Consider the following 9,220-nt stretch of genomic DNA (forward strand, 5'->3'; position numbering starts at 1 on the left):
AGCGGTCCTCATCACCCGGAAGGAGGCCGACGCTCTATGGCAAGGCCCGACAAGGCTGCCGCGGTAGCCGAGCTCACGGACCAGTTCCAGAGCTCGAACGCCGCCGTGCTGACCGAGTACCGGGGTCTCACCGTCGCGCAGCTCAAGACGCTGCGTCGTTCGCTCGGTGAGAACGCCCAGTACGCCGTGGTGAAGAACACGCTGACCAAGATTGCGGCCAACCAGGCCGGGATCACCGCGCTGGACGAGCACTTCGCTGGTCCGACCGCGGTCGCCTTCATCACCGGTGACCCGGTGGAGTCGGCGAAGAGCCTGCGTGACTTCGCCAAGGACAACCCGAATCTCATCATCAAGGCGGGTGTCCTTGATGGTAAGGCGCTCACCGCCGATGAGATCAAGAAGCTTGCGGACCTCGAGTCCCGCGAGGTTCTGCTCAGCAAGCTGGCCGGCGCGTTCAAGGGCAAGCAGTCTCAGGCTGCCTCGCTCTTCCAGGCGCTGCCGTCGAAGTTCGTCCGCACCGCGGAAGCGCTTCGCGTCAAGCTCGCCGAGCAGGGCGGTGCCGAGTAATTCGGCTCGCGCACTGATCCACGCCGCCTAGTGCGTGGGTCGTAGCGGGCCGTTACGCCCGCCTCTATATACATCCGGCACCTGCCGAATTAGTGGAAGGATCGCCCATCATGGCGAAGCTCTCTCAGGACGACCTCCTCGCCCAGTTCGAGGAGATGACCCTCATCGAGCTCTCCGAGTTCGTGAAGGCCTTCGAGGAGAAGTTCGACGTCACCGCCGCCGCGGCCGTCGCCGTTGCCGGCCCCGCCCAGGGTGGCGCTGCCCCCGAGGCCGCCGAGGAGCAGGACGAGTTCGACGTCATCCTCACCGGTGCGGGCGACAAGAAGATCCAGGTCATCAAGGTCGTGCGCGAGCTGACCTCCCTGGGTCTGAAGGAGGCCAAGGACCTCGTGGACGGCGCCCCGAAGCCGGTCCTCGAGAAGGTCGCCAAGGAGGCCGCTGACAAGGCCGCCGAGTCCCTCAAGGCTGCCGGCGCGGCTGTCGAGGTCAAGTAACACCTCTGGGGCCTCTCTGAGGCCCCGACCGAGGGCGATCACCCGTAAGGGTGGTCGCCCTTCGGCGTACCCGCAGTGCCTGACTTGCCCTGGTCTCGTTGGGGAGTAGGGTGATCATCGTTGCTTCGAAGCAGGGTCCGAAGATGATCCGCTCGGAGCAGGGGGCCTTGACGAACGGGACGCGGCGCGCAATTCTCAGACCCGTCGAGAGGTCGATCGCCTCGATCCGAGATCTGAGGCATGGATCGACTACGAAGAGGGCAGTACTGATACGCGCTCTGTGTACGAGAGCCGCACGTGTTGTACGCAGGGTCGGACGAGCACTGCGTTGGTTGAACGAGTTGGGGAAGGCCTGTTGCCGGTTTCCGGAAACGCGGTCTGGACATCAGTGAGCCAAGTGGCTACACTGACCCTTTGCGCTGCCTGTTAGCTGTCCCCTGCCCGTCGCCAGGGACATGCCCACGCTTGAGCACACTTGATTGATCCGCCCTGACCCGGCTTTTCAGCTGGATTTGGGGGGCTTGTCTTCTGTGTCTGCTGGGACCGGTACGCGCGTAGTGAGTCCGAGCCCTCGGAAGGACCCCCTCTTGGCCGCCTCGCGCAACGCCTCGACCAATACGAACAACGGTGCCAGCACCGCCCCGCTGCGCATCTCCTTTGCAAAGATCAAGGAGCCCCTCGAGGTTCCGAACCTCCTGGCGCTGCAGACCGAGAGCTTTGACTGGCTTCTCGGCAATGCTGCCTGGAAGTCTCGCGTCGAGTCGGCGCTTGAGAGTGGACAGGACGTCCCCACCAAGTCCGGTCTGGAAGAGATCTTCGAGGAGATCTCGCCGATCGAGGACTTCTCCGGGTCGATGTCGCTGACCTTCCGCGACCACCGTTTCGAGCCGGCGAAGAACTCTGTCGACGAGTGCAAGGAGCGCGACTTCACGTACGCGGCTCCGCTGTTCGTCACGGCCGAGTTCACGAACAACGAGACCGGAGAGATCAAGTCTCAGACGGTCTTCATGGGCGACTTCCCGCTCATGACCAACAAGGGCACCTTCGTCATCAACGGCACCGAGCGTGTCGTCGTGTCGCAGCTTGTCCGCTCCCCTGGTGTCTACTTCGACTCCTCCATCGACAAGACGTCCGACAAGGACATCTTCTCCGCCAAGATCATCCCGTCCCGGGGTGCCTGGCTGGAGATGGAGATCGACAAGCGCGACATGGTCGGTGTACGCATCGACCGCAAGCGCAAGCAGTCCGTCACCGTCCTCCTGAAGGCTCTCGGCTGGACCACCGAGCAGATCCTCGAGGAGTTCGGCGAGTACGAGTCCATGCGCGCCACCCTGGAGAAGGACCACACCCAGGGTCAGGACGACGCGCTGCTCGACATCTACCGCAAGCTGCGCCCGGGCGAGCCGCCGACCCGCGAGGCCGCTCAGACGCTGCTCGAGAACCTCTACTTCAACCCGAAGCGCTACGACCTCGCCAAGGTCGGCCGCTACAAGGTGAACAAGAAGCTCGGCGCCGACGAGCCGCTCGACGCCGGTGTGCTCACCACCGACGACGTCATCGCGACGATCAAGTACCTGGTCAAGCTGCACGCCGGCGAGACCGAGACGACCGGCGAGTCCGGCCGTTCGATCGTGGTCGAGACCGATGACATCGACCACTTCGGCAACCGTCGTCTGCGCAACGTCGGCGAGCTCATCCAGAACCAGGTCCGCACGGGTCTGGCTCGTATGGAGCGCGTCGTCCGCGAGCGCATGACGACCCAGGACGTCGAGGCGATCACGCCGCAGACCCTGATCAACATCCGGCCGGTCGTCGCCTCCATCAAGGAGTTCTTCGGCACCAGCCAGCTGTCGCAGTTCATGGACCAGAACAACCCGCTCTCGGGCCTGACCCACAAGCGCCGCCTGTCGGCGCTGGGCCCCGGCGGTCTGTCCCGTGAGCGGGCCGGCTTCGAGGTCCGTGACGTTCACCCGTCGCACTACGGCCGCATGTGCCCGATCGAGACCCCTGAAGGCCCGAACATCGGTCTGATCGGCTCGCTCGCCTCCTACGGCCGCGTCAACGCGTTCGGCTTCGTGGAGACCCCGTACCGCAAGGTCATCGACGGCGTCGTCACCGACGAGGTCGACTACCTGACGGCCGACGAGGAAGACCGCTTCGTCATCGCCCAGGCCAACGCCGGCCTGTCCGAGGACATGCGCTTCACCGAGAACCGCGTGCTGGTGCGCCGTCGTGGCGGCGAGATCGACTACATCGCCGGCGACGACGTCGACTACATGGACGTCTCCCCGCGCCAGATGGTGTCCGTCGCGACCGCGATGATCCCCTTCCTGGAGCACGACGACGCCAACCGTGCCCTCATGGGCGCGAACATGATGCGCCAGGCCGTTCCGCTCATCAAGGCGGAGGCCCCGCTCGTCGGCACCGGCATGGAGTACCGCTGTGCGGTCGACGCCGGTGACTCGATCCGTGCGGAGAAGGACGGTGTGGTCCAGGAGGTCTCGGCCGACTACATCACCGTCGCCAACGACGACGGCACGTACACCACGTACCGCGTCGCCAAGTTCTCCCGCTCGAACCAGGGCACCTCGGTCAACCAGAAGGTCATCGTCAACGAGGGCGACCGGATCATCGAGTCCCAGGTCCTCGCCGACGGACCGGCGACCGAAGAGGGCGAGATGGCCCTCGGCAAGAACCTGCTCGTCGCGTTCATGCCGTGGGAAGGTCACAACTACGAGGACGCGATCATCCTGTCGCAGCGCCTCGTGCAGGACGACGTCCTCTCCTCGATCCACATCGAGGAGCACGAGGTCGACGCCCGTGACACCAAGCTCGGCCCCGAGGAGATCACCCGGGACATCCCGAACGTCTCCGAGGAGGTCCTCGCGGACCTCGACGAGCGCGGCATCATCCGCATCGGTGCGGACGTCGTCGCCGGCGACATCCTGGTCGGCAAGGTCACGCCCAAGGGCGAGACCGAGCTGACCCCGGAGGAGCGCCTGCTCCGCGCGATCTTCGGTGAGAAGGCCCGCGAGGTGCGTGACACCTCGCTCAAGGTCCCTCACGGTGAGATCGGCAAGGTCATCGGTGTCCGCGTCTTCGACCGAGAGGAGGGCGACGAGCTTCCTCCGGGCGTGAACCAGCTGGTCCGCGTCTACGTCGCCCAGAAGCGCAAGATCACCGACGGTGACAAGCTCGCCGGCCGCCACGGCAACAAGGGTGTCATTTCCAAGATCCTTCCGATCGAGGACATGCCCTTCCTGGAAGACGGCACGCCGGTCGACATCATCCTCAACCCGCTGGGTGTCCCGTCCCGAATGAACCCGGGACAGGTCCTGGAGATCCACCTCGGCTGGCTCGCCAGCCGCGGCTGGGACGTCTCCGGCCTGGCCGAGGACTGGGCCGAGCGTCTGAAGGTCATCGGTGCCGACAAGGTCGCGCCCGGTACCAACGTCGCCACCCCCGTGTTCGACGGTGCCCGTGAGGACGAGCTCGCCGGCCTCTTCGAGCACACCATCCCGAACCGCGACGGGGACCGTCTGGTCCTCCCCTCCGGCAAGGCGCGTCTGTTCGACGGCCGCTCCGGCGAGCCGTTCCCGGATCCGATCTCGATCGGGTACATGTACATCCTCAAGCTCCACCACCTGGTCGACGACAAGCTCCACGCTCGGTCGACCGGTCCGTACTCGATGATCACGCAGCAGCCGCTGGGTGGTAAGGCGCAGTTCGGTGGCCAGCGCTTCGGTGAGATGGAGGTGTGGGCGCTCGAGGCTTATGGCGCCGCTTACGCCCTCCAGGAGCTGCTGACCATCAAGTCCGACGACGTCACCGGCCGCGTGAAGGTCTACGAGGCCATCGTCAAGGGCGAGAACATCCCCGAGCCGGGCATTCCCGAGTCCTTCAAGGTGCTCATCAAGGAAATGCAGTCGCTCTGCCTCAACGTGGAGGTGCTGTCCTCGGACGGCATGTCCATCGAGATGCGCGACACCGACGAGGACGTCTTCCGCGCGGCGGAGGAGCTCGGTATCGACCTGTCCCGGCGTGAGCCGAGCAGCGTCGAAGAGGTCTGACGGGCCTGACGGGGGGCTCGCTCAAGAGCCCCCCGTCATCCCCGGGACCGTTCAGACCATGATTGAGACTCGACCCCGAAAGAGGGATTGACGCACAGTGCTCGACGTCAACTTCTTCGACGAGCTGCGGATCGGCCTTGCCACCGCGGACGACATCCGAACCTGGTCGCACGGCGAGGTCAAGAAGCCGGAGACCATCAACTACCGCACCCTCAAGCCCGAGAAGGACGGACTCTTCTGCGAGAAGATCTTCGGTCCTACCCGGGACTGGGAGTGCTACTGCGGCAAGTACAAGCGTGTCCGCTTCAAGGGCATCATCTGTGAGCGTTGTGGCGTCGAGGTCACGCGCGCCAAGGTGCGCCGCGAGCGGATGGGCCACATCGAGCTTGCCGCTCCCGTCACCCACATCTGGTACTTCAAGGGCGTCCCGTCGCGCCTCGGATACCTGCTGGACCTCGCGCCGAAGGACCTCGAGAAGGTCATCTACTTCGCCGCGTACATGATCACGTTCGTCGACGACGAGCGTCGCACCCGCGACCTCCCGTCGCTGGAGGCGCACGTCTCCGTCGAGCGCCAGCAGATCGAGAACCGCCGTGACGCGGACCTCGAAGGCCGTGCCAAGAAGCTCGAGACCGACCTGGGCGAGCTCGAGGCCGAGGGCGCGAAGGCCGACGTACGCCGCAAGGTGCGCGAAGGTGCCGAGCGCGAGATGAAGCAGCTCCGTGACCGCGCCCAGCGCGAGATCGACCGCCTCGACGAGGTGTGGGCCCGCTTCAAGAACCTCAAGGTCCAGGACCTCGAGGGCGACGAGCTGCTCTACCGCGAGCTGCGTGACCGCTTCGGCACGTACTTCGACGGCTGCATGGGCGCCGCCGCGCTGCAGAAGCGCCTGGAGTCCTTCGACCTCGAGGAGGAGGCCGAGCGCCTCCGCGAGATCATCCGTACCGGCAAGGGCCAGAAGAAGACCCGTGCGCTCAAGCGCCTCAAGGTCGTCTCCGCGTTCCTGCAGACCAGCAACAAGCCCAAGGGCATGGTTCTGGACTGCGTGCCGGTGATCCCGCCGGACCTGCGTCCGATGGTGCAGCTGGACGGTGGCCGCTTCGCGACCTCCGACCTGAACGACCTGTACCGCCGCGTGATCAACCGCAACAACCGTCTGAAGCGTCTCCTCGACCTCGGTGCCCCCGAGATCATCGTGAACAACGAGAAGCGCATGCTTCAGGAGGCCGTGGACGCCCTCTTCGACAACGGTCGTCGTGGTCGTCCGGTGACCGGTCCCGGCAACCGTCCCCTGAAGTCCCTCAGCGACATGCTGAAGGGCAAGCAGGGTCGATTCCGTCAGAACCTCCTCGGCAAGCGCGTGGACTACTCCGCGCGTTCCGTGATCGTCGTCGGTCCGCAGCTGAAGCTGCACCAGTGTGGTCTGCCCAAGGCCATGGCGCTGGAGCTCTTCAAGCCGTTCGTGATGAAGCGCCTGGTCGACCTGAACCACGCGCAGAACATCAAGAGCGCCAAGCGGATGGTCGAGCGCGGCCGCACGGTCGTCTACGACGTCCTCGAAGAGGTCATCGCCGAGCACCCGGTCCTGCTGAACCGTGCGCCCACGCTGCACCGCCTCGGCATCCAGGCCTTCGAGCCCCAGCTGGTCGAAGGCAAGGCCATCCAGATCCACCCGCTCGTCTGCACCGCGTTCAACGCGGACTTCGACGGTGACCAGATGGCCGTGCACCTGCCGCTTTCGGCAGAGGCGCAGGCCGAGGCCCGCATCCTGATGCTGTCCTCGAACAACATCCTCAAGCCGGCCGACGGCCGTCCGGTCACGATGCCGACGCAGGACATGGTCCTCGGTCTGTTCTTCCTGACCACCGACGGTGAGCTCCGTGACACCAAGGGCGAGGGCCGCGCGTTCGGCTCCACGGCCGAGGCGACCATGGCGTTCGACAACGGTGAGCTGGCTCTCCAGTCGTCCGTCGACATCCGCTTCCCGGTGGGCACCATCCCGCCGCGCGGCTGGGTGGCGCCGGTCGCCGAAGAGGGCGAGCAGGAGTTCCAGCCGGGCGACAGCTTCCGTCTGCGCACCACCCTGGGCCGCGCGCTCTTCAACGAGCTGCTGCCCGAGGACTACCCGTTCGTCGACTACTCGGTGGGCAAGAAGCAGCTCTCCGAGATCGTCAACGACCTGGCGGAGCGCTACCCCAAGGTCATCGTGGCGGCGACGCTCGACAACCTGAAGGCGGCCGGCTTCCACTGGGCGACCCGTTCGGGCGTCACCGTGGCCATCTCCGACGTCGTCGTGCCCGAGGCCAAGAAGGCCATCGTCGCGGGCTACGAGGCGATGGACGAGAAGGTCCAGAAGCAGTACGAGCGCGGTCTGATCACCAAGGACGAGCGCACGCAGGAGCTCATCGCGATCTGGACCAAGGCGACCAACGAGGTTGCCGAGGCGATGAACGCGAACTTCCCCAAGACGAACCCCATCTTCATGATGGTTGACTCGGGTGCCCGAGGAAACATGATGCAGATGCGACAGATCGCCGGTATGCGTGGTCTGGTGTCGAACGCGAAGAACGAGACCATCCCGCGTCCGATCAAGGCGTCCTTCCGTGAGGGCCTCACCGTTCTGGAGTACTTCATCTCCACGCACGGTGCCCGTAAGGGTCTGGCGGACACCGCCCTGCGTACCGCCGACTCGGGTTACCTGACCCGTCGTCTGGTGGACGTCTCGCAGGACGTGATCATCCGCGAGGAGGACTGCGGCACCGAGCGTGGTCTGAAGCTGAAGATCGCCGTTCGCGGCGAGGACGGCGTGCTGCGCAAGGCCGACGACGTCGAGACCTCGATCTACGCCCGCATGCTGGCCGAGGACGTCGTCATCGACGGCAAGGTCATCGCGCCGGCCAACGTCGACCTCGGTGACGTGCTCATCGACGCCCTGGTCGCCAACGGCGTCGAGGAGGTCAAGACCCGCTCGGTCCTGACCTGTGAGTCCGCGGTCGGCACCTGTGCCTTCTGCTACGGACGCTCGCTCGCCACCGGCAAGCTGGTCGACATCGGTGAGGCGGTCGGCATCATCGCCGCCCAGTCCATCGGTGAGCCCGGTACCCAGCTGACGATGCGTACCTTCCACACCGGTGGTGTGGCCGGTGACGACATCACGCAGGGTCTGCCGCGTGTCGTCGAGCTCTTCGAGGCCCGTACCCCGAAGGGTGTCGCCCCGATCTCCGAGGCCGCCGGCCGCGTGCGGATCGAGGAGACCGAGAAGACGAAGAAGATCGTCATCACGCCCGACGACGGCAGCGACGAGACGGCGTTCCCGATCTCGAAGCGCGCCAAGGTCATCGTGCACGAGGGCGACCACGTCGAGGTGGGCCAGAAGCTCACCATGGGTGCCACCAACCCGCACGACGTGCTGCGCATCCTCGGCCAGCGTGCCGTCCAGGTCCACCTGGTCGGCGAAGTCCAGAAGGTCTACAACTCGCAGGGCGTGTCGATCCACGACAAGCACATCGAGATCATCATCCGGCAGATGCTGCGCCGCGTGACGATCATCGAGTCCGGCGACGCGGAGCTCCTGCCGGGCGAGCTGGTCGAGCGGTCGAAGTTCGAGACCGAGAACCGTCGTGTGGTCACCGAGGGCGGTCACCCCGCCTCCGGCCGTCCGCAGCTGATGGGTATCACCAAGGCCTCGCTGGCGACGGAATCCTGGCTGTCGGCCGCCTCCTTCCAGGAGACGACCCGAGTCCTGACGGATGCGGCGATCAACGCCAAGTCCGACAGCCTCATCGGCCTCAAGGAGAACGTCATCATCGGTAAGCTCATCCCGGCCGGTACGGGCCTCGCCCGCTACCGCAACATCCGGGTGGAGCCCACCGAGGAAGCCAAGGCAGCGATGTACTCGGCCGTCGGTTACGACGACATCGACTACTCGCCCTTCGGCACCGGCTCCGGCCAGGCCGTCCCGCTGGAGGACTACGACTACGGCCCGTACAACGGCTAAGAGCTCGTAAGAAGAAACCCCCCGTCGCTCCGAGAGGAGCGGCGGGGGGTTTCTTCTTACGAGCTCTTAGCCGTTGTACGGGCCGTAGTCGT

Annotated in this window: 4 protein-coding genes; all 4 read left to right on the forward strand. The window is 65.5% G+C overall.

The genetic code is table 11. The features are described from left to right. Positions 1 to 36 precede the first annotated feature (36 nt). Complete coding sequence (rplJ, locus tag PV721_RS20825; protein ID WP_030710304.1) at positions 37 to 567, forward strand: 50S ribosomal protein L10; 531 nt, start codon at positions 37 to 39, stop codon at positions 565 to 567. 110 nt (positions 568 to 677) lie between these two features. Next, on the forward strand, positions 678 to 1,061 hold the full coding sequence (rplL, locus tag PV721_RS20830) for a 50S ribosomal protein L7/L12 (protein ID WP_052876420.1): 384 nt from the start codon (positions 678 to 680) through the stop codon (positions 1,059 to 1,061). Between the two features lie 587 nt (positions 1,062 to 1,648). Then, the gene (gene rpoB / locus PV721_RS20835) at positions 1,649 to 5,131 is read left to right on the forward strand and encodes a DNA-directed RNA polymerase subunit beta (RefSeq protein WP_319726620.1); all 3,483 of its coding nucleotides are present in this window, start codon (positions 1,649 to 1,651) and stop codon (positions 5,129 to 5,131) included. Positions 5,132 to 5,228: 97 nt separating this feature from the next. Further along, positions 5,229 to 9,128, forward strand: a complete 3,900-nt coding sequence (locus PV721_RS20840; RefSeq protein ID WP_319726621.1) for a DNA-directed RNA polymerase subunit beta' — start codon at positions 5,229 to 5,231, stop codon at positions 9,126 to 9,128. The last annotated feature ends 92 nt before the right edge of the window (positions 9,129 to 9,220 follow it).

Source organism: Streptomyces sp. MB09-01, from assembly GCF_033794505.1.
Taxonomy (GTDB): Bacteria; Actinomycetota; Actinomycetes; order Streptomycetales; family Streptomycetaceae; genus Streptomyces.

Excerpts from the sequence above, each read along its gene's own strand:
- rplJ (WP_030710304.1), top strand. The coding sequence starts at position 37 with ATGGCAAGGCCCGACAAGGCTGCCGCGGTAGCCGAGCTCACGGACCAG.
- rplL (WP_052876420.1), top strand. The coding sequence starts at position 678 with ATGGCGAAGCTCTCTCAGGACGACCTCCTCGCCCAGTTCGAGGAGATG.